Source organism: Pseudomonas sp. MYb60 (assembly GCF_002979555.1).
GTDB lineage: Bacteria > Pseudomonadota > Gammaproteobacteria > Pseudomonadales > Pseudomonadaceae > Aquipseudomonas.
This window is the reverse complement of record NZ_PCOZ01000011.1, coordinates 92,362-109,387: the sequence shown is the minus strand read 5'-3', so window position 1 is coordinate 109,387 and position 17,026 is coordinate 92,362. Positions and strand designations below refer to the sequence as shown.

The 17,026-nt window shown below is 59.9% G+C and carries 17 protein-coding genes and 2 pseudogenes; 8 read left to right on the top strand and 11 right to left on the bottom strand.

The window, feature by feature from the left end; genetic code table 11:
- The first annotated feature begins 281 nt into the window (after positions 1-281).
- A complete protein-coding gene (locus CQ041_RS18905) occupies positions 282-764 on the top strand; it encodes a hypothetical protein (RefSeq protein WP_105523949.1) in 483 nt (160 codons plus the stop codon).
- A 63-nt stretch (positions 765-827) separates the two neighbouring features.
- On the opposite strand, the pseudogene CQ041_RS26880 reads toward CQ041_RS18905, so the two are convergent.
- Positions 828-1,244 (bottom strand): annotated as a pseudogene (locus tag CQ041_RS26880) (methyl-accepting chemotaxis protein); the annotation flags it as partial.
- Between the two features lie 129 nt (positions 1,245-1,373).
- A pseudogene (locus CQ041_RS26875) lies at positions 1,374-2,147 on the bottom strand (PAS domain-containing protein); the annotation flags it as partial.
- Between the two features lie 220 nt (positions 2,148-2,367).
- On the opposite strand from CQ041_RS26875, the gene CQ041_RS18895 reads away from it, so the two are divergent.
- Both CQ041_RS18895 and CQ041_RS18890 read left to right on the top strand, forming a co-directional pair.
- Positions 2,368-2,778 carry a GNAT family N-acetyltransferase gene (locus CQ041_RS18895; RefSeq protein WP_105524041.1) on the top strand — a complete coding sequence of 137 codons (411 nt, stop codon included), beginning with the start codon at positions 2,368-2,370 and terminating at the stop codon, positions 2,776-2,778.
- Positions 2,779-2,869: 91 nt separating this feature from the next.
- Positions 2,870-3,688, top strand: coding sequence for a class I SAM-dependent methyltransferase (locus CQ041_RS18890; protein ID WP_105523950.1), 819 nt, complete (start codon positions 2,870-2,872; stop codon positions 3,686-3,688).
- Positions 3,689-3,826: 138 nt separating this feature from the next.
- On the opposite strand, the gene def is transcribed toward CQ041_RS18890, so the two are convergent.
- From def to CQ041_RS18875, 3 genes are all read right to left on the bottom strand, one after another.
- A complete protein-coding gene (gene def, locus CQ041_RS18885) occupies positions 3,827-4,366 on the bottom strand; it encodes a peptide deformylase (protein WP_105523951.1) in 540 nt (179 codons plus the stop codon).
- Positions 4,367-4,369: 3 nt separating this feature from the next.
- Complete coding sequence (locus tag CQ041_RS18880; RefSeq protein ID WP_105523952.1) at positions 4,370-5,320, bottom strand: YihY/virulence factor BrkB family protein; 951 nt, start codon at positions 5,318-5,320, stop codon at positions 4,370-4,372.
- Positions 5,321-5,496: 176 nt separating this feature from the next.
- Positions 5,497-5,688: a CsbD family protein gene (locus tag CQ041_RS18875; protein WP_105523953.1), complete on the bottom strand. Its 192-nt coding sequence runs from the start codon at positions 5,686-5,688 to the stop codon at positions 5,497-5,499.
- 200 nt (positions 5,689-5,888) lie between these two features.
- Between CQ041_RS18875 and CQ041_RS18870 the strand changes: the two genes are divergently transcribed.
- Positions 5,889-6,266: a hypothetical protein gene (locus CQ041_RS18870; protein WP_010208214.1), complete on the top strand. Its 378-nt coding sequence runs from the start codon at positions 5,889-5,891 to the stop codon at positions 6,264-6,266.
- Between the two features lie 55 nt (positions 6,267-6,321).
- Here CQ041_RS18870 and fadD1 read toward each other — a convergent pair whose 3' ends face one another.
- Both fadD1 and fadD2 read right to left on the bottom strand, forming a co-directional pair.
- Complete coding sequence (fadD1, locus tag CQ041_RS18865; protein WP_105523954.1) at positions 6,322-8,013, bottom strand: long-chain-fatty-acid--CoA ligase FadD1; 1,692 nt, start codon at positions 8,011-8,013, stop codon at positions 6,322-6,324.
- A 380-nt stretch (positions 8,014-8,393) separates the two neighbouring features.
- A complete protein-coding gene (gene fadD2, locus CQ041_RS18860; protein WP_105523955.1) occupies positions 8,394-10,082 on the bottom strand; it encodes a long-chain-fatty-acid--CoA ligase FadD2 in 1,689 nt (562 codons plus the stop codon).
- Positions 10,083-10,280: 198 nt separating this feature from the next.
- On the opposite strand from fadD2, the gene CQ041_RS18855 reads away from it, so the two are divergent.
- Together CQ041_RS18855 and CQ041_RS18850 are read left to right on the top strand one after the other, a co-directional pair.
- Positions 10,281-11,225, top strand: a complete 945-nt coding sequence (locus CQ041_RS18855; RefSeq protein WP_105523956.1) for an alpha/beta hydrolase — start codon at positions 10,281-10,283, stop codon at positions 11,223-11,225.
- Positions 11,226-11,282: 57 nt separating this feature from the next.
- Complete coding sequence (locus CQ041_RS18850; protein WP_105523957.1) at positions 11,283-11,753, top strand: MaoC family dehydratase; 471 nt, start codon at positions 11,283-11,285, stop codon at positions 11,751-11,753.
- 89 nt (positions 11,754-11,842) lie between these two features.
- Here the strand turns inward: CQ041_RS18850 and CQ041_RS18845 are convergent, their stop codons facing one another.
- On the bottom strand, positions 11,843-12,310 hold the full coding sequence (locus tag CQ041_RS18845; RefSeq protein WP_105523958.1) for a PA2169 family four-helix-bundle protein: 468 nt from the start codon (positions 12,308-12,310) through the stop codon (positions 11,843-11,845).
- Positions 12,311-12,517: 207 nt separating this feature from the next.
- On the opposite strand from CQ041_RS18845, the gene CQ041_RS18840 reads away from it, so the two are divergent.
- Both CQ041_RS18840 and CQ041_RS18835 read left to right on the top strand, forming a co-directional pair.
- Positions 12,518-12,754 (top strand): DUF3820 family protein, encoded by a 237-nt coding sequence (locus CQ041_RS18840; RefSeq protein ID WP_105523959.1) that lies wholly within the window; start codon positions 12,518-12,520, stop codon positions 12,752-12,754.
- A gap of 12 nt (positions 12,755-12,766) precedes the next feature.
- The gene (locus CQ041_RS18835) at positions 12,767-13,942 is read left to right on the top strand and encodes an aminotransferase class V-fold PLP-dependent enzyme (RefSeq protein WP_105523960.1); all 1,176 of its coding nucleotides are present in this window, start codon (positions 12,767-12,769) and stop codon (positions 13,940-13,942) included.
- Between the two features lie 141 nt (positions 13,943-14,083).
- Here CQ041_RS18835 and CQ041_RS18830 read toward each other — a convergent pair whose 3' ends face one another.
- Genes CQ041_RS18830 through zwf form a run of 3 tightly spaced genes read right to left on the bottom strand, consistent with a single transcriptional unit; the run spans position 14,084 to position 16,933 of the window.
- On the bottom strand, positions 14,084-14,749 hold the full coding sequence (locus CQ041_RS18830; RefSeq protein WP_025858441.1) for a bifunctional 4-hydroxy-2-oxoglutarate aldolase/2-dehydro-3-deoxy-phosphogluconate aldolase: 666 nt from the start codon (positions 14,747-14,749) through the stop codon (positions 14,084-14,086).
- A gap of 17 nt (positions 14,750-14,766) precedes the next feature.
- Positions 14,767-15,480 carry a 6-phosphogluconolactonase gene (gene pgl, locus CQ041_RS18825; RefSeq protein WP_105523961.1) on the bottom strand — a complete coding sequence of 238 codons (714 nt, stop codon included), beginning with the start codon at positions 15,478-15,480 and terminating at the stop codon, positions 14,767-14,769.
- Positions 15,467-16,933 carry a glucose-6-phosphate dehydrogenase gene (gene zwf / locus CQ041_RS18820; protein WP_105523962.1) on the bottom strand — a complete coding sequence of 489 codons (1,467 nt, stop codon included), beginning with the start codon at positions 16,931-16,933 and terminating at the stop codon, positions 15,467-15,469. Before zwf ends, pgl begins: the two co-directional genes overlap by 14 nt.
- Between the last annotated feature and the right edge of the window lie 93 nt (positions 16,934-17,026).

The window sequence follows — 17,026 nt, the reverse complement described above, 5'->3', positions numbered from 1 at the left end:
GCACGCTGAACCTGACAACGTATGACGAACAGCCAGGCTCTGCGTCTGGGACATTCGAGGTATTGACTGATGTGGATGGCACTGACCATTGGTTCAAAGGGTCGTTTGACATCCACACTGTTTGAAGCAGGTAAGGCGGGCGGTGCCACCGGCAATGAATGGCCTTGAGGGGCTATTGATTGCCGCTTTCATTTTCCAGGCTCCCGGTTTCAAGGGGGTTTGCTCTTCGGCACACAATTTGCTCCAGCTGAGACACAGACCATTTCCACAGGTGAGCGATCATGCTGGTTAACAACAACACCCACGCCGTGACCACCGTGCAACAACTCAAACGCCCCGACATGGACCCGGCCAACGCCGCCGCCAGCGCGCTGTACAGTGGCGCCTTGCAAGCCGCGCAGCAAAGCGTGACCGTGCCGGCAGCGCAGAAGGAACTGGACAAGGCCGTGGACCGTATCGACGAGGCCTTCGCCAAGACCCGCGTGCAGCTGCAGGCGAGCACCACCGACGTGCCTGCCGCCACCTCGTCGGCACGCTCCGAATTCACTGACTACATGAGCAAGACGCCGGCCGAACGCATCCGAGAGCAGTTGCTCAAGGAGCAAGGTTTGACCGAGGCGGATGTGCAGAACATGTCCCAGGAAAAGCAGGATGCGATTTCCAGGCAAGTGGCCGACCGTGTGAAGCAGCAGCAAGAACAGCAACTAACGGCCAAAGCCACTGACCCGGCGCAGACCGTAAAAGAAACCCTGGCAGCGATCTGAGCCACAGCACTGATCCCATGTGAAAGCAGGCTTGTGTGGGAGTTGGCTCCCACACTGATCGAGTTATTGCAGCTGCAACGTTGAGTTGAATTGGCCGATGGCGTCCACCACATGCCGTGAGCCTTCCTGAATTTCCAGGATCACCTGCCCCGCCTCGTTCGCCAGTTCCACCCCCAGCCCGGTGCGGCTCAGGCTCGACTGCATGCTCGACACTGCGCTCAGCGACAGGTCGTGGTTCTTGCGCACCACTTCCACAATCTCCACCGTCGCCTGGCTGGTGCGCGCGGCGAGGCTGCGCACTTCATCGGCCACTACCGCAAAGCCGCGGCCGTGCTCACCGGCCCGCGCCGCTTCGATGGCGGCATTGAGCGCCAGCATGTTGGTCTGCTCGGCAATGCCTCGGATGGTCTGCACGATGCTGCCGATAATCTCTGACTGCTTGCTCACCGCATCGATGCTTTGTGCCGCCTGGTTCAGGTCGTGGGAAATCTGCTCGATGATCTGCACCGTTTGCTGCACCACCTCCGAGCCTTTGCGTGCGCAGGCATCGTTTTGCACCGAGGTGGCGTGCGCCGAATCGGCGGCGTTGCGCAGGGTGGACACCTGATCGGTGATGTCGCTGGCGAACTTCACCACTTTGTACAGGCGCCCGTTGGTGTCGAAGATCGGGTTGTAGGAAGCTTCCAGAAACAGCGTCTTACCGTACTTGTTTTTGCGCTCGAAACGGTGCGAGTGGTATTCGCCACGATTGAGGGACGCCCAGAACGCCTTGTAGGCCGGCGAGTCCACTTCGCTGCGGTGGCAGAACATGCTGTGGTGCTGGCCGACGATTTCATCCAGGGAGTACTGCACCGTCTTCAGGAAGTTTTCGTTGGCATTGAGAATCTGGCCCTGGGGGCTGAACTCGATCACCGCCATGGCGCGGCCGATGGCATCGATCAGGCTCTGGTTCTCATGCTCGTGGTGAACCCGCGCGGAGATATCCGACGCCACCTTGATGACGCTTATCACCCGCTTATTGCTGTCCAGCACCGGCATGTAGCTGGCTTCTAGCCACACCTCCTGGCCGTGCTTGTTCAAGCGCATGAACGTGCCGCTGAGGGCTTCGCCCCGTGCCAGGTCACGCCACAACGTGGCGTAGGCCTCGGTCTGGGTGTAGGCCTCGTCGCAGAAAATGCGGTGATGTTTGCCGCGCACGTCATCGGCGCTGTAGCCCATGGTTTTGCAGAAGTTGTCGTTGGCGTCGAGGATCACACCACTGGGGTCGAATTCGATCATGGCCATGGAACGGCTGATGGCGGCGAGCTTGGCGTTGGATTCCGTGAGGGCGCAGGAGAAACGTTCGATTTGCAACAGGTCGTCTTTGTGATGGCGGTTGAACATGATCAGATCACCCTGGGGTCCCGGCGCTTGAAAGGCGCATTCCATTCATGAGTTGGAGATTGCTGGCACAGCGTCGTGGGAAAACCAACCGAATGGCTTTATATGCCAAGCGTCATCACGGTCAGGGTGAGCATAGACAGGGCTTGGCGCTATGCAAGGCCATGAATCGGCCAGACTCTGGGGCTACAATGGCCGCCTTCTCCTTGCGTGGGGTTCGAACATGCACATCGAATTGCTGGCAGAGCCGCTGTGGCCGCTGCTGAACAAGTTTTACCGCCGCCACAATTCGTCGATGAAGGCGCTCAAGGGCGGGCAGTTATGGGTCGCGCGCAATGATGGTGAGATTGTCGCCGGCCTGTGCCTCACGACTGTGGTCGGCGGGCAATGGCTGACCGGCGTGTTCGTAGACCCGATGTATCGCGGCCAGGGGCTCGCCGCACAATTGGTTCTTCAGGCAACGACCTCGACGGGCGGTACTCTGTGGTTGCTGTGCCACCCGGACCTGGAAGGTCTGTACCAGCGCATGGGTTTCACCCAGGACAGCGTATTGCCCCAATCCCTCAACGAACGCCTGGTCCGTTACAAGCGCAACAAGCCGATGATTGCCATGGGCCTGGAACCGCGCTTATAACCAGGACACAGGTTGACCTTGAATAATGTGTGATCAGTCATTACAGGCCCCATGCTAGCCTCGGCAGCACACTGGCCCCTTAAGGATGATCATGAAAACGACGCTTGCAGCTCTCTCCCTCGCCGCCCTGCTGACCCCGGCCTTGAGCCATGCAGCCGATGCGCCGATCAGTGCCAACGCGTACGCCAGCGTGCTCGCCGGCAGTTGGCGCGACTCGGCCAACAGCGCCCGTGACGGCTATCGCCATCCGCAACAAACCCTGGAGTTCTTTGGTCTGGGGGCCAACCAGACAGTGATCGAGATCACCCCCGGCGGCGGTTGGTACAGCGAGCTGCTGTCACCCTTGCTCAAGGACCATGGCCATTACATCGCCGCCGTGCAGGCCGCCAGCAGCAGCGCCTACGCGCGCACATCCGAAGAAAACCTGAAGAAAAAATTTGCCGCCGACCCAGCACGCTATGGCAAGGCCCAAGTGGTCGAATTCGACCCCAAGGCCCCGGTGTTCGGCAAGCCCGCGTCGGCGGATGCGGTGCTGACGTTTCGCAACGTGCATAACTGGGTGGCAGCCGATACCGCGCCCGCTACCTTCAGCGCGTTCTACCAAGTGCTCAAGCCCGGCGGTGTACTGGGCGTGGAAGACCATCGGGCCAAGGACGGGGCAGATCTGGAAGCGATCAAGGACAGCGGTTACCTGACCACCGCCCAGGTCGTGAAGCTGGCCACGGACGCCGGGTTCAAGCTGGCGGGACAGAGCGAGGTGAATGCCAACCCGAAGGACACCAGGGATTATCCCGCTGGCGTGTGGACGTTGCCGCCGACGTTGAAGTTGGGGGAGCAGGATAAGGCGAAGTATGTGGCGATCGGGGAGTCGGACCGGATGACGTTGCGGTTCATTAAACCCACCCAATGATCCAATTTGAACTGCATTCCACGCGTGGAGGCTGGCTCGCCTGCGATAGTGGTGGGTCAGCCAACATCACTGTGGCTGCTGCACCGCCATCGCAGGCAAGCCAGCACCCACATTTTTTGAGCTCATTGGGCTTGAAAGCTAGTCGTCGGCCTTGGGATCCATGTCCGGAAACATTACTTCGATAAACCCGAACTTGCTGAAGTCGGTAATCCGCGACGGGTACAGCCGGCCGATCAAGTGATCACATTCATGCTGCACCACGCGCGCATGAAAACCCTCGGCAACCCGCACAATTGGCTCGCCCTTGGGGTCGAAGCCTTCGTAGCGAATCTGCTGGTAGCGATCCACCGCGCCACGCAGGCCCGGGACCGAGAGGCAGCCTTCGAACCCTTCTTCCAACACCGGGCTGAGCGGCGTGATCAGCGGGTTGATCAGGATGGTCTGCGGCACCGGCGGCGCGTCGGGGTAGCGCTCGCTGGCTTCGAAGCCAAAGATCACCAGTTGCAGGTCAACGCCGATCTGCGGTGCGGCCAGGCCCACGCCGCCCACATGTTCCATGGTCTGGAACATATCGTCGATCAATTGCCACAACTCGGGGCTGTCGAACATTTCCGGCGGCACCGGTGGCGCGATGCGCAGGAGGCGCTCGTCGCCCATTTTCAGGATTTCTCGGATCATCGATCAGACTTCGTCAGGGGTTGGCTTGGAGTGGTCCCGGCCAAGGCCTGAGACGTGCTGTTTTTCATCGGTATGCCCGGGTTCATCGAACGCTTTCTCACCTGGGTCCTTGCCTTCGGCCGACATGTGCTCGATCACGGCATTCATCTCCGCGCCCAGCAGCAGCACGGCGGCAGAAATGTAGAAGTACAGGAGCAACACGATGATCGCCCCGATACTGCCGTACATGGCGTTGTAGTCGGCGAAGGTCTTGACGTAGTAGCCAAAGCCCAGGGAGGCGACGATCCACACCACGACCGCGAGCACGGAGCCAGGCGTGATAAAGCGGAATTTCTGCTCCACATCAGGCATCACGTAATACATGAGGGCCACGGCGAACATCAGCAGGATCACGATCATCGGCCAGCGCACGATGGTCCACAAGGTCACCACGAATTCCTGCATGCCGATCTGCCCGGCCAGCCACTCCATCACTTGCGGGCCCAGCACCATCAGCGCAGCGGCGGCCAACAGCATGCCGGCGATGCCCACGGTGTAAAAGATCGACAGCGGGAAGCGCTTCCAGATCGGCCGCCCTTCCACCACGTCATAAGCGGCGTTCATCGCGCTCATCATCAGGCGCACGCCAGCCGAGGCCGTCCACAGCGCAATCACGATACCCACCGAGAGCAGGCCACCCTTGGATTGCTGCAACTGATCGATCACCGGGTTGACCTGCTCCAGCGCCTGGGGCGGCAACACCAGTTCCGACTGCAGGCGCAGCCAGGTAAAAAAGTCGGGCAAATGCAGAAAGCCGATCAGGGCGATCAGGAACAACAGGAAGGGAAACAGCGAGAACAGCATCTGGTAGGCCAGTGCCGAGGCGTAGGTGGGCATCTCGTCATCGACGAATTCCTTGACGGTGCGCACCAACACTTTGTGTAACTTGAGGCCATCGAGGACCGGAAAAATCATAGCGTCTCCTTTCGCCGCAAAAAGGACAGGTTCGTGGGCGACTCAGGGGCCGTTTTCTACCTCAAGGTAGCCTATTTGGCGACCTCGAAACAATTTCCAAACTTTAATCGCATCCGGTGACACAAAAACGGCCATCCGTGGATGGCCGCTTGTCTGCAACATCGCAGTCGGCCCGATCAGGCCTTGTCGATGGTTTTCTTTACGGCATCTTTGGCTTCGCCGACTTTCTGCTGGGCTTCGCCTTTCTTCTCTTGAATCTTGCCTTCGGTCTGCAGCTTGGTGTTATCGGTAACCTTGCCAACACCTTGCTTGATGTTGCCGACGGCTTCGTTCGCCAAACCTTTTGCCTTATCCGCTGTGCTGCCCATGGTATTTCTCCAGAAGAACAATCAAGGGTTTTTGGTCATTACGTAAAGATTGACCCAGGCCTGTTCAGCAGAGTTTCAATTATTTTCAATCGACATTTCATCGCCGGTCGCAGGTTTGGCTTTATGTTTTGTGGCCAACCCACGAGAATGCGCGGCACATTCAGGCTATAACGCTGAATAACAGATCCCGTAGGAAGGTTATGAAACTCAATAAAGCACAGGCCATCGCCCGCAGAAACACTGAACTGGGCGGTGCCGTACTCGGCGTCAACAACTGCCACTTCACCGACCTGGACCGCAAGCGCAACATCTGGTGGTTCGACCTGCCGGTGGGACGGATTGCCGTAGGGCAATACGAGTGGATTCACTTGCTGATGCACAACGCCGAGACTGACCAGTTGCTGCACCTGAAGGTGCCGACGGCGTTCCTGCGCGAGCACATCGAAGGATTGGTGGTGCGCAATGCGGGCAAGCGCAAGCCGGAGATCACGCTGGAATTGAGTGCGGACAAGGATTCGTTCTTGAAAGACGTGCGCCCAGCCGGCGCGGGCGTGGGCTTCGCGCAGTTCGCCCTGTAAAAAACGCGGCTCAACAGGTGGGAGGGGGCAAGCCCCCTCCCACATTGGTAGAGCGTTACTTTTTAAGGCCGAGCTTCTTCAACTCTTCATCACGCAACTCACGGCGCAGGATCTTGCCCACGTTGGTGGTCGGCAAGGCGTCGCGGAATTCCACGGCCTTGGGCACCTTGTAGGCAGTGACGTTGGCGCGCATGTGCTCCATCACCTGGTCCTTGGTGAGGGTCGCGCCCGGCTTGACCACGATGAAGAGCTTGATGTGCTCCCCGGACTTCTCGTCCGGTACGCCGATGGCGGCACATTGCAGTACGCCTGGCAGACCCGCGAGCACGTCTTCCAGCTCGTTGGGGTACACGTTGAAGCCCGACACCAGGATCATGTCCTTCTTGCGGTCGACAATGCGCATGTAGCCGTCCGGCTGGATGATCGCGATGTCACCGGTCTTGAGCCAGCCTTCGCTGTCGAGCATCTCGTCGGTAGCGTCCTGGCGCTGCCAGTAGCCCTTCATGACCTGCGGGCCCTTGACGCACAGCTCGCCGGTTTCGCCCAGCGCCAGCTCAGTGCCGTCATCCGCGATGACCTTGCACACGGTGGACGGCACCGGAATGCCGATGGTGCCGACCTGGATATGCTGGATCGGGTTCACCGTGGCCACCGGGCTGGTTTCGGTCATGCCGTAGCCTTCGCAGATGCCACAACCCGTCACGGCCTTCCAACGCTCGGCCGCCGCCAATTGCAGGGCCATGCCGCCAGACAGGGTGACTTTGAGCGCCGAGAAGTCCAGCTTGCGGAACGCTTCGTTGTTGCACAGCGCCACAAACAGGGTGTTGAGGCCGACAAAGCCGCTGAACTTCCACTTTGACAGCTCCTTGACCATCGCCGGCAGGTCGCGCGGGTTGCTGATCAGGATGTTGTGGTTGCCGATCAGCATCATCGCCATGCAATGAAAGGTGAACGCATAGATGTGGTACAGCGGCAGCGGCGTGATCAGGATCTCGCAGCCTTCATTGAGGTTGGAGCCCATCAACGCCTTGCATTGCAGCATGTTGGCGACCAGGTTGCGGTGGGTGAGCATCGCGCCCTTGGCCACGCCGGTGGTGCCGCCGGTGTATTGCAACACGGCGACATCGCTGCTCGCCGGGCTGGCATCGTTGACCGGCTGGCCGTGCCCTTTGGCGAGCACATCGTTGAATTTGATGGCCTTGGGCAAATGGTAAGCCGGGACCATCTTCTTCACGTACTTGATGACGCTGTTGATCAGCAGGCGCTTGAGCGGCGGCAGCAGGTCGGCGACTTCGGTGACGATCACGTGCTTGACGGCGGTCTTGGGCACGACCTTTTCCGCCAGGTGCGCCATGTTCGCCAGGCACACCAGGGCCTTGGCGCCGGAGTCGTTGAATTGGTGTTCCATTTCCCGCGCGGTGTACAGCGGGTTGGTGTTGACCACGATCAGGCCGGCCCGGATGGCACCGAACACGGCGACGGGATATTGCAGGACGTTGGGCAGTTGCACGGCGATGCGGTCGCCGGGCTTCAAGTCGGTGTGCTGTTGCAGGTACGCGGCGAAGGCGCCAGACAGTTCGTACAACTCACCATAGGTGAGTGTCTTGCCCAGGTTGCTGAAAGCCGGTTTGTTGGCGAAGCGCTGGCAGGACTGTTTCAGTACCGCCTGAATATTCGGATACTCGTCTGGATTGATTTGAGCAGCAATCCCGGCGGGGTACTTATCCTTCCAAAAGTCTTCGTTCATGGAAGCCCACTCCTCAGCGACGTCAGCGACGCGAATTCTTCATCGCATTTGATGCGATTATTATTGGTGTATGTCTTTTAGGGTGAATCTGGCGCTTTTAAGCAGGCCGAGACGTCACAAAGCGCGCCGAGAGTAGCAGCTTTGCCAAGGGCCGCCTAGAGCCAAAGAGGGGCCTCACAGTCATAAACACGACTGTAGGACAATATTTGGTCACAGTTTAAATCCTCCCGAAAAAGGCTCTGGAACAAGGCTTCCAAGGCGATACAAAACAAATGTGGGAGGGGGCTTGCCCCCGATTGCCGTGTTTCAGCCAAAAAATCCAGGGCTGACACACCGCAATCGGGGGCAAGCCCCCTCCCACATTTTGAGCCTATTTCAATTCAAGCGATGTCGCGCAGCTCGCGCCGTAGGATCTTGCCCACCGGCGTCATCGGCAGCGACTCACGCAACACGATTTGCTTGGGTATCTTGTACCCCGTGAAGTTGGCCTTGCAGTAGGCCTTCAACTCTTCAAGGCTCACCCCTTCGGCACGCGCCACCACGAACAGCTTCACCGCCTCCCCCGTGCGCTCGTCCGGCACGCCGATCACCGCGCAGTTGGCCACCGCCGGGTGGGCCATCACCACATCTTCGATCTCGTTGGGGTACACGTTGAAGCCCGAGACGATGATCAGGTCTTTCTTGCGGTCGACAATACGAACGAAGCCATCCTCGTCGATCACCGCGATGTCACCCGTCTTGAGCCATCCCTCGGCATCCAGCGTCTCGGCGGTGGCCGCCGGTTGCTGCCAGTAACCCTTCATCACTTGCGGCCCCTTGATACACAGCTCGCCCCGCTCGCCCAGCGGCAGCTCGGCGCCTTGGTCATCGATCACCTTCATGCCCGTACCCGGCACCGGAATGCCCACGGTGCCCAGGCGCGACTTATTGCCATAGGGGTTGGTACTTGCCACCGGCGAGGTTTCGGTCAGGCCGTAGCCCTCGCCAATCGCGCAACCGGTGAGTTGCTCCCAGCGCTCGGCCGTGGCCTTGATCAGCGCGGTGCCACCGGAGTTGGTGAGCTTGAGGTGGGAGAAATCCAGGGTCTTGAAGTCGGGGTGGTCCATCAGTGCCACAAACAAGGTGTTGAGGCCCAGCAGGCCGGTAAAACGCCACTTCTTCAGTTCCTTGATAAACCCGCCGATGTCTCGTGGATTGGTGATCAACACGTTGTGGTTGCCGGAGACCATCATGCACATGCAGTTCGCCGTGAATGCATAGATGTGGTACAGCGGCAGCGGCGCAATCATCACCTCCTGCCCTTCCTTGATCAGCGGGTGGCCGTCCTCGCCGGTCTGCGACATGCACGCGCGCACCTGCTGCATGTTCGCCACCAGGTTGCCGTGGGTGAGCATCGCGCCTTTGGCCAGGCCGGTGGTGCCGCCGGTGTATTGCAGCACGGCGATATCGTCCAGGGTCACCGGATGACGCGTGATCCCCAGGCCTGCGCCCATGTGCAACGCGCGCTTGAAGGAGACGGCACGCGGCAGGCTGTAGGCCGGCACCATCTTCTTCACCTTGTCCACCAGGGTGTTGACCAGCCAGCCTTTGGCAGCGGGCATGAAGTCGCCCATCTTGGCTTCGATCAGGTAGTCGATCTCGGTGTCGGCGCACACTTCCTGCACCCGCGAACCGAACAGGTTGAGGTACACCAGCCCACGCACGCCAGCGTCCTTGAACTGGTGGCGCATCTCGCGCGGGGTGTACAGCGGGTTGGTGTTGACCACGATGAGTCCGGCGCGCAAGGCGCCGAACACGGCAACCGGGTAATGCAGCACGTTGGGCATCTGCACCGCGATGCGGTCGCCGGGCTTGAGGTCGGTGTGCTGCTGCAAGTAGCCGGCGAACGCCGCACTGTGGCGCTCGAGCTCGGCATACGTGAGGGTGATGCCCATGTTGCTGAATGCGGGACGGTCGGCAAAGGCCTTGCAGGAACGTTCGAAGACCTCGATCACCGACTTGTAGGCCGAGAGGTCGATGTCATTGGGAACGCCCGCGGCGCGTTTGTCATTCCAGAAATCAGGTTGCATTATTCTTGTCCTCTTACCTGAGTATGTCCGGCCGCATGAAAAGCGGAGCTTTGGGGACGTTAGCAGCTATGGCCAAACAGGCAAATACAGGAAAGAGCGTCATTGATTGCGTGAATATTCCTACAAGGCCCTGCGCTGCCCAGACGCTTCCCGTGGGATGAGCTATACACTGCAACGACCCTGAGCAAAGGAAGCGCCATGAACCACAAGTCCTTCTGGCTGACCGCGAATGACCGCAGCCGCCTGTACGTCAATCAATGGATGCCCGAAGACGCGCCCAAGGCCCTGGTGATGCTGTCCCATGGCATGGCCGAGCACAGTGGGCGTTATGCGCGGCTCGCCGAGGCCCTGTGCGCGGCGGGATACGGTGTATACGCGATGGACCAGCGTGGCCACGGCCGCACAGCCGACGAAGGCACGCTTGGCCTTTACGCCGAGCAGGACGGCTGGAACAAGGTGGTGGGCGACCTCGCCAGCCTCAACCAGCATATCGGCCAACAGCACCCAGGGATTCCGATCATTCTGCTGGGCCACAGCATGGGCAGCTATATCGCCCAGGCCTATCTGCTGCACCACAGCGCCAGCCTGCATGGGGCGATTCTCAGCGGTTCGAATTTCCAACCGGTGGCGCTGTATCGCGCCGCGCGGGTGATTGCACGGATCGAGCGCGCAAGGCAGGGGATGCGCGGGCGCAGCGCATTGATCGACTTCCTGTCCTTTGGCTCTTTCAACAAAGCGTTCAAGCCCAACCGCACCGCATTCGACTGGCTCAGCCGCGACCCGAGCGAAGTCGACCGATACATCAACGACCCGCTGTGCGGTTTTCGCTGCACCAATCAGCTGTGGGTCGACCTGCTCGGCGGCTTGCAGCAAATCAGCAAAGCGTCCAATCTCGCGCAGATCGATCCGGGCCTGCCAATCCTGGTGATGGGCGGAGAATGTGATCCGGTGAGTGAGGGCAAGCGTCTCACCCACCTGGCCGATGCCCTGCGCGGGGCTGGCTGCCAGCACCTGCAACTGACGATCTACCCGCAGGCGCGCCATGAAGTGTTCAACGAAACCAACCGTGATCAGGTCACGGGCGATCTGCTGACGTGGCTCGACCACGCCCTGAGCTTGCGCAGGCCGGCCCGCTGCGAATGACTTCTGGTTTAAAATCAGCCGATTAAATTACCGATTAGCCACAGGATGCACGATTAGATGACCCAGGTAACCAACACCCCGTACGAAGCCCTCGAAGTCGGCCAGACCGCCAGCTACAGCAAATTGGTGGAAGAGCGCGACATCCAGCTGTTCGCCGCGATGTCCGGTGACCACAACCCCGTGCACCTGGACGCCGAGTATGCCAAGGCCACCATGTTCAAGGAGCGTATCGCCCATGGCATGTTCAGCGGCGCCTTGATCAGCGCGGCCGTTGCCTGCGAGCTGCCTGGGCCGGGCACGATCTATATCGGCCAGCAGATGAGCTTTCAGAAACCCGTGAAAATCGGCGACACCCTGACCGTGCGCCTGGAAATTCTGGAAAAACTGCCGAAATTCCGCGTGCGCATTGCGACGCGCGTGTTCAACCAGCGCGATGAGTTGGTGGTGGACGGTGAAGCGGAGATTCTGGCGCCGCGCAAGCAGCAGGAAGTGACGTTGACCGAGTTGCCGCCGATCACCATCGGCTGATCCCAACCTAACGTTTCACACAGCAAAAATGTGGGAGGGGGTAAGCCCCCTCCCACATTTCTTACAGCATTTCAGCGACAGCGCAGGGCTTACGACTGAGCGCGAGCCTGGTTACGCAGCGCTTTCACTTGGTCGTGGTTGCGTTGTGCGCCGTGGAACTGACGCTCAACCAGGTCACGAATACCCAGCAGGTTGTGCTTGTTGATCTTCTCGATCGCGTCCTTGTAAGCCTTCAGGGCGTGGTCTTCACCGCGCTCGGCTTCGTTCAATACTGCTTCTTCGTCCTTGCCGGTGACCAGCGACTTCACGTCGACCCAACCACGGTGCAGGGCGCCAGCAACGCTGCCGGAATTTTCCGGATCGCCACCCAGGGCACGTACCGCAGTTTGTAGCTCGGCCGCAGCGGTTGCGCAATCAGCGGAGCGTTTGACGAACAGCGCCTTGAGCTCTGGGTGCTTGATGTCTTCAGCACAGGTCGCGAAACCTTTCTGGCCGTCTTTGCTGGTCTCGATCAGGTCGTTGAGTACGGAGATCGATTCTTTATTGATGTCAGTCATTTTTCAATTCCTTGTGCGGGTTAAGAAGGTTGTCTTAATGGTTGCAGCGCCCGTGCCAGGTTTATAAAAATAACTTTTCCATTATTATTCAGTAACTTACGAATTATTGAACCATCTGTACGTTCGTTATTTGCATGATCTGTCATTTGGCCTTCATGCAGAATGCCTGTATTTTCAGGTGTCTCGATCCGCCGCATTGAAAACCCCATGAACCCCGAAAAACTCGAACTGCTAATCACCCGCCAGATGCCCTACGGCAAATACAAGGGCAGGATCATCGCTGACCTGCCGGGCCCCTACCTGAACTGGTTTGCCCGTGAAGGTTTTCCCCACGGCGAACTGGGCGGTTTGCTGGCGCTGATGCAGGAAATTGACCACAACGGTTTGTCGGAACTGCTCGAACCCTTGCGTGCCAAGCACGGTAAACCCGCCCCACGCCATTAAGAGTGCGCGCCCATGCCAAGGAATGCCGACAACGAACACCACTGGCACGCCATTGCCCAGCGCTACGACGTGGACCCCGGCCCGATCAACCTGGAAAACGGTTACTTCGGGCGCATGAGCCGTGCGGTCCAGGCGCAGTACCTGGAGCATGTGGCATTTATCAACCGCAGCAACTCAGTGCATGTCCGCCAGCGCTTCGAGCAAGGTGACAACGAGGCAATCCGTCGCCAGTTGGCCGAGCTGATCGGCGCAGAACCTGAAGCCGTGGCCTTCACCCGCAACGCCACTGAAGCCCTGCAGTCGCTGATTCGCAACTACAACCGCCTGCAACCGGGCGACCAGGTACTGATCAGTGACCTGGAGTACGACACGGTCAAGGGCGCCATGCGCTGGCTCGAGGGTGTGCGCGGCGTCGAGGTGGTCGAACTGTCCCACGTGCACCCGGCCAGTTTCGACAGCCTGGTACAGACATATCGCGATGCCTTCACCCGGCATCCGCGCGTGAAGCTGATGGCGCTCACCCACGTCACCCATCGCACCGGGCTGGTGATGCCGGTTGCAGCCATTGCCAGCGCTGCACGCGAATACGGCATCGACGTGATCCTCGACGGCGCCCACGCCCTCGGCCAGATCGAGTTCAACCTTGCCGAGTTGGGCATTCAGTTCGCCGGCTTCAACCTGCACAAATGGATTGGCGCGCCGCTGACACTGGGCTTCCTGTACATCGCCCCGGAACGCCTGGCAGACATCGACCCGGACATGGGCGAGTTTCACTACCCGGCCACCGACGTGCGCGCACGGACGTCCTACAGCACGCCGAATTTTCCGGCCTTGATGACCTTGCCGCAGGTGTTTGAAGAACACCGCGCGCTGGGGGGCGCGGCGGCCAAGGGTGCGCGGGTGAATTACCTGCGTGACTTGTGGGTAAGCCAGGTACGGCCACTGCCGGGGATCGAGGTGCTGACGCCGGATGATCCACGCCTGTACTGCGGGATTACGGGGTTCAAGTTTGTGGGGCGGGATCAGCAGGTGATGGCCGAGCGCTTGCTCAAGGACTACAACCTGTTTACCACCACCCGTGTGGGCGCCTCGTTTGGCACCTGTATCCGGGTAACGCCGGGCTTGATGACCTCGGCTGCGGACATTGATGTCTTGGTCAAGGCCATCAACCAGCTGAACGCAGAATAAAATGTGGGACGGGGCTTGCCCTCTCCCACATTTAGATCGGTGTTGACCTCGAGTTTTCAACGGGCAAAAAAAAGCGGCACACCGACCAAGTGCGCCGCAAAAATGCCGTCAAGCACAGCAACAACGATTCGTTAACTCAGATCAATCCAACAGCGCCAGCGCCTCAGCGGTGACTTCCTGGATGCGGGCCCAGTCGCCGTTCTTCACCCACTCCGGGTCGAGCATCCAGCTACCGCCTACGCACATCACGTTTTTCAACGCCATGTAGTTTTTGATGTTGGCCGGGCCGACGCCGCCAGTCGGGCAGAATTTCACTTCGCCGAACGGGCCGCCCAGGGCCTTGATCGCCGCCACACCACCGCTGACTTCCGCCGGGAACAGCTTGAAGCGGCGATAACCCAGGCCGTAGCCTTCCATGATGCCGGAGGCATTGCTGATGCCTGGCAGCAGCGGGATCGGGCTGTGCACCGAGGCCTCCAGCAGGTCACGGGTGATGCCAGGGGTGACGATGAACTGCGAACCCGCGACCTCGGCCGCTTCGAGCATGTGGCGATCAAGCACAGTGCCGGCACCGGTGCACAGTTCCGGACGCTGCTCGCGCAGTACCTGGATGGCCTTGAGGCCGAACTCGGAGCGCAGGGTCACTTCCAAAGCAGTCAGACCACCGGCGGCCAGGGCATCGGCCAGCGGCAGGATGTCCTGTTCGCGGGCGATGGTGATCACCGGCAGGATGCGTGCCTTGGCACAGAGGCTGTCGATCAGGGCAACTTTATCCGCCATGGACACGGTCGGTTGAGGGCTTTTCATAGCGGCGGTTCCTTGGCTCATGGGCACCAGTAAATCTCTAAAGTAGGTTGCAAAAACGCGCGAATCGGCATGGCAGCAACGTCGTCGCTGGCCAACGCGGCGCTCAAGGTGGTCAGTTTCGAACTGCCGGAAATCGACAGCACGGTGTAGGTGGCCGTGGCCAGCAGGGCGCGACTCATGGTCAGGCGCTGGTGCGGCACGGTGGGCGCCAGCATCGGCCAGCAACGGCGGGTACCGTCCGGCTGCAGGGCTTCAGTCAGGTTCGGGCTGTTGGGAAACAGCGATGCGGTGTGGCCGTCATCGCCCATGCCCAGCACCAGGACATCGATGCCTGGCAATTCGCCCAGCAGGCGATCGGCCTGCTCGGCAGCGTCTTCAAGGTTAGCAGCGGCGCTGTAGAGGCTCAGGAACTTGGCCTTGGCCGCCGGGCCTTGCAACAGGTGCTGTTTGAGCAGACCGGCATTGCTGTCAGCGTGCTCCACCGGTACCCAGCGCTCATCGGCGAGGGTGAGGGTGACCTTGGACCAATCCAGGCCCTGCTTGGCCAGGTGCTGGAAAAACGCCACGGGGCTGCGGCCACCGGACACTACCAGGGTGGCTTCGCCACGGGCACTGATAGCCCCGCGCAATTGCTCGGCCACATCATTGGCCAGGCCCTCCGCCAACAGCACCGGCGTGCGGTACTCGTGAGGGGTGACGCCCTGGGGCAGTTTCAAATCAGATATCGCCATACCACGACCTCCCATCCCGCGTGATCAGTGCAATGGAGCTCATCGGCCCCCAGGAACCCGCCGCATACGGCTTGGGCGCATCACCGGATTTTTTCCACCCGGCGATCAACTGGTCACACCACTTCCACGCGGCTTCGATTTCATCTTTACGGACAAACAGGTTCTGATTGCCGCGCATCACTTCCAGCAACAACCGCTCGTAGGCATCCGGGATCCGGGCGCTGCGGTAGGTGTCGGAAAAATTCAGTTGCAGCGGGCCGCTGCGCAGTTGCATGCCCTTGTCCAGGCCTTGCTCCTTGGTCATCACGCGCAAGGAAATACCTTCGTCCGGTTGCAGGCGGATGATCAGTTTGTTGCTGATCTGCAAGCGCTGCTCGGGCGCGAAGATGTAGTGGGACGGTTCCTTGAAGTGAATAACGATCTGCGACAACTTCTGCGGCATGCGTTTGCCGGTGCGCAGGTAGAACGGCACGCCGGCCCACCGCCAGTTGCGGATGTCGGCACGCAGGGCAACGAAGGTCTCGGTGTCGCTCTGGGTGTTGGAGTTCTCTTCTTCCAGGTAGCCCGGTACCGGCTTGCCGGCGCTGTAGCCGGCGATGTACTGGCCGCGCACGACTTGGGTGGTCAGGCCGTCCGGGCTGATCGGCGCCAGGGCCTTGAGCACCTTGACCTTCTCGTCACGGATACTGTCGGCGGACAAGTCGGCCGGCGGGTCCATGGCGATCAGGCAAAGCAGTTGCAGCAGGTGATTCTGGATCATGTCCCGCAACTGGCCGGCCTTGTCGAAGTAGCCCCAACGGCCTTCGATACCGACCTGCTCGGCCACAGTGATTTCCACGTGGGAAATGTAGTTCTGGTTCCACTGGGTTTCGAACAGGCTGTTGGCGAAACGCAACGCGATCAGGTTCTGGACGGTCTCTTTGCCCAGGTAGTGGTCGATGCGGTAGGTGCGGTTCTCCGGGAAGAACTGCGCCACCGCGTCGTTGACCTTGCGCGAGGACTCCAGGTCCGAACCGATTGGCTTTTCCAGCACCACGCGGGTGTTTTCTGCCAGGCCGACCTTGGACAGGTTCTCGCAGATCGCGCCGTACACTGCGGCCGGGGTAGCGAAGTAGGCAATCAGGCGTTGCTCGGTGCCGGCGAGTTCAGCCAGCGCCACGTAGTCATCGGCCTTCATGAAGTCGACGTGGACGTAAGTCAGGCGCGCGAGGAAACGCTGGGCGATGGTCTCGTCCAGTTCGTTGCCGACATACGTGCGCAGTGCTTGTTCAATGTGGGCCAGGTGCTGTTGCTCGGAACCGGCTTCGCGGGCCAGGGCCAGGATGCGCGTATCGTCGTGCAAAAGCCCGGCACCATCGAGTTGATAGAGGGCAGGAAATAACTTGCGCAGCGCCAGATCACCCAAGGCGCCAAACAGGGCAAAGGTGCAGGGTTCCACGGTTATCGAAGGCATGATGTTTGTTCTTTTATCAAGTTAAGCTACAAATACCTTTTTTCAAGGCATCACTCAAGGAAAAATGTAGTAATAATCACAACATTTTCCCGA